Raw genomic sequence first — 2370 nt, forward strand, 5'->3', positions numbered from 1 at the left:
CCCAGATAGCGACCCGGAGCAAGCGGCTTTGGCGTTTATCTGTAAGCGGCTCAAATTGAATTTGAAGAAGCTGTCCGAAGAAGAAAAGAAGTGGCTGAAAAAGATTGCACAGAAGTCGGACTTGCTGAAAAATCCAAACCCACAACGGGGGCGGAAGTAGGAGAACAGCAAATCGGAATTTGATAAAGGAATGTGATTGTATGAAAAAAATGATTTTAGGAATTGTGTGGCAGCTAATGGGTTTTCTTGGTTCAATAATTATTCTATGCTCTGCGGCACCTTACCAGTGGGATTATAACGGAATTACTGGTATTTTAGGTAGTTTGTTGGGATTAGACTTAATAATCCCACTCATTATTTGCATTATATTTTTTATTTGCGGTGCAGTGGTCTGTTTCAAGGCAATAGGTGAAAAGTAAAATTCAGTTGATAGAACTAATAAAGAAATATAAAAATATGAATTTTAGGAGGTATTTTGATGTTAAAAATTGAAGATATTTTAAGAGAAGATTTTGATTGGGAAAATGTAGAGATTGACGAAAATGAATTTGATGAGTTAGAAAACCAGTTAATTATAAATTATTTAAAGAAAAACTCTCCAAAAGAAAGACAACTTTTAGCAATAGATTGGAACTTTGATAATTCTAAGGAAGTTATCAAATGGATAGCAGAACAGCCTGATACTGACAAGGGAACAGCTCTATTCCTATATTGGTATATGAATCCTCAATTTTTTAAGAAATATGAAAATAGAAAAGAATGTGAAGAAGAGGACAGCTGGGCTTTAGAAGATTTTGATATTGTTGAAACTCTTGAAAAAAATTATATTTCAGGATATTATGAAAATCAAAAATATGCTTTTGACCCTAAAAATGATCCATATAATTCAGATTATGACTGGACAGAAGAAGTTGACGAAGAGGAAATGAAAAGAGAGATACCTAAAGAGATGTATATGGCTTTAGATGGAGAAGTTTTAGAAAGTCCAAACTGGGAAGAAGGAATTCCAACTGCTCTTTCTGAAATTATGGACAAGCTTTGTGACGCTTTGGACGAATAAAAAAGAAAAATTCCCATTTATCGAGGAGATAGCAAAGCTAGCCGAGCCAGTCAACGGTCAAGATGAACGGCGCATTTCATGCGCCGCCGTTGACAGTCCCGCCCGTCTTTGCTGATGGGCAATCAAGGCGGGAAAGCCCTAAAATGGCTTCCCGCCCATTTCAATTTTTACGGGAGTGTGTCCACAAGTTCGGGACATTTTGGCGCTGTTGCGAGACTTTGTCAACAGCGCCATTTTGTCCCGAAGTGGCTCGTTGCGGTGCTTCCCCTGCCTGGGTATTCCTTTTCGGACGGTCATTCATTTTTCAAGGTGCAGCTCATCGATGAACTACCCTAAGTCTACACCTAAAAGACCGCCCGCCCCGTATATCCATAAGGTCGGAAATCAGCTCGGAAAACTCTCTATTTCCACGCTCTCGGAATTGTGGTAAAATGAAAGTACTTGGATGGCAATTAAAGTTTGAAAGGAGTGGCGATATGATTTCAACGAAAAATTTGTCTGGATTACCTGATGTAAATCGCCTAAAGGCTTTCTGCAAGGGGCTTGCAGCTTTGGACATCATCATGTTAGAGAAGGAATGGAGTTTCATCCGTCACTATACATACAATCCCATATGGAGAAAGGGAAAAGAAACATTTTGGGCTACCGATGGCAGTGAGCAAAGCATGATTATCATGTTCACATCTGAAGGCTGTGTTATCAATGGTGTAGATTCTGAACTTTACGATTGGGAAGAAAAACTCCCTCGGATAGAGGATTTGACAAATGGGATGCCTTCCGCTTTGCAAAAGCTCATGAATAGCAGAGAAGTCAAAAAGATGAAAAGCACTTTTTGCGTCTGGACGGAAGATGGCGTTGTTTGGCACTGTAATCCTATGGCTGGTGAGGACGCTTCCAAGGATTTACTCTCTATGATTGATGGTAATCCGCAGACCTATGTGGAATACGGGAAGTGGTTTTATCCCGCCGACCTGCCTTTGGAAGTTGTGCGCCAGCTTGCAGACGGGGTGCCGGTGACAAAAGAGATGATTGTTGCATTAAACCCCAAGCGTAGTGAATGGGACGAGATTAAGGCAGAATTAGATGAAATCGGGTATCTGAACAAACTTTGATATAACAGGTAACATAAACAGACAAGGAGGGGGAGTGCATGGAACTATCCATACAAGAACGATTGAAAGACCTGCGTGTGGAGCGTGGGTTGACGCTGGAACAGCTTGCGGAGCAGACGCACCTCTCCAAGTCTGCGTTGGGCAGTTATGAGGGGGATAATTTCAAGGACATCAGCCATTATGCCCTTATTGAGTTGG

Annotated in this window: 4 protein-coding genes; all 4 read left to right on the top strand. The window is 40.9% G+C overall.

All coding sequences use genetic code 11. The annotated features are described in order from the left end of the window. Positions 1-200: 200 nt before the first annotated feature. A complete protein-coding gene (locus tag HOLDEFILI_RS15330; protein WP_006060754.1) occupies positions 201-419 on the top strand; it encodes a hypothetical protein in 219 nt (72 codons plus the stop codon). Positions 420-478: 59 nt separating this feature from the next. Continuing rightward, the gene (locus HOLDEFILI_RS15335; protein ID WP_006060755.1) at positions 479-1060 is read left to right on the top strand and encodes a DUF4274 domain-containing protein; all 582 of its coding nucleotides are present in this window, start codon (positions 479-481) and stop codon (positions 1058-1060) included. A gap of 476 nt (positions 1061-1536) precedes the next feature. Beyond that, a complete protein-coding gene (locus tag HOLDEFILI_RS15340; protein WP_039865142.1) occupies positions 1537-2172 on the top strand; it encodes a hypothetical protein in 636 nt (211 codons plus the stop codon). 38 nt (positions 2173-2210) lie between these two features. Continuing rightward, positions 2211-2370 (top strand): helix-turn-helix domain-containing protein (locus HOLDEFILI_RS15345; RefSeq protein ID WP_006060752.1); only part of this gene is annotated, 160 nt, incomplete at its 3' end.

Source organism: Holdemania filiformis DSM 12042 (assembly GCF_000157995.1).
Lineage (GTDB): Bacteria > Bacillota_I > Bacilli_A > Erysipelotrichales > Erysipelotrichaceae > Holdemania > Holdemania filiformis.

What these genes read in the sequence shown, in the direction of transcription:
- HOLDEFILI_RS15330 (WP_006060754.1), top strand. Translation starts at nt 201, where the DNA reads ATGAAAAAAATGATTTTAGGAATTGTGTGGCAGCTAATGGGTTTTCTT.
- HOLDEFILI_RS15340 (WP_039865142.1), top strand. Translation starts at nt 1,537, where the DNA reads ATGATTTCAACGAAAAATTTGTCTGGATTACCTGATGTAAATCGCCTA.
- HOLDEFILI_RS15335 (WP_006060755.1), top strand. Translation starts at nt 479, where the DNA reads ATGTTAAAAATTGAAGATATTTTAAGAGAAGATTTTGATTGGGAAAAT.